The organism is Amphritea sp., assembly GCF_050300915.1.
Lineage (GTDB): Bacteria > Pseudomonadota > Gammaproteobacteria > Pseudomonadales > Balneatricaceae > Amphritea.
Genome location: NZ_JBNKYN010000208.1, coordinates 1 through 591, shown reverse-complemented (window position 1 = coordinate 591; position 591 = coordinate 1). Strand labels below are relative to the sequence as shown.

Below are 591 nucleotides of genomic sequence, written 5' to 3'. Positions count from 1 at the left end.
ACCATATCACAATCCAGTCTCATTTCACCTGTTGTGATCCCAAAGAACCAAGTCTCTGAGTTGTTCCACATGGTAGACTGAACAACATAGCTCTCATTCCAACTATCAAAGAAGATATCATTGCCGCCCATTGGACGAACATTGGAAGGGGTCATCTCTGCCAAAGAATGGAGTCGGGAGAAGCTCAATGCTTCCGACAAGATGCCGATGGAGTCCTATGGTTCAAGAACCATTTGGTGGTTCCTAAGAAATTCAAGTTCCGTTGAAAGATCATGGATGAAGCACACCGTTCTAGATATTCTATCCATCCAGGAACCAACAAGATGTATCAAGATTTGAAGAAGAATTTCTGGTGGACAAGAATGAAGCGAGAAATAGCAAGGTATGTGTCAGAGTGTGACACCTGTCGGAGGATCAAAGCTGATCATTTGAGACCCGCCGGAAATCTGCAACCCTTGAGTATCCCTGAGTGGAAATGGGAGAACATCTGCATGGACTTCATTGTGGGTTTACCTCGCACCTCGCGTGGGTATAATTCGATATGGGTTATCGTGGACTGCTTGACTAAGTCGGCCCACTTCATACCCGTAG

The 591-nt window shown here is 45.5% G+C and carries 1 protein-coding gene; it reads right to left on the bottom strand.

The features are described 5' to 3' along the window. Positions 1–200, bottom strand: a 200-nt coding sequence (locus tag ACQY8X_RS21100; RefSeq protein WP_428037091.1) for a hypothetical protein, incomplete at its 3' end; no start/stop codon positions are given. Positions 201–591: the final 391 nt, after the last annotated feature.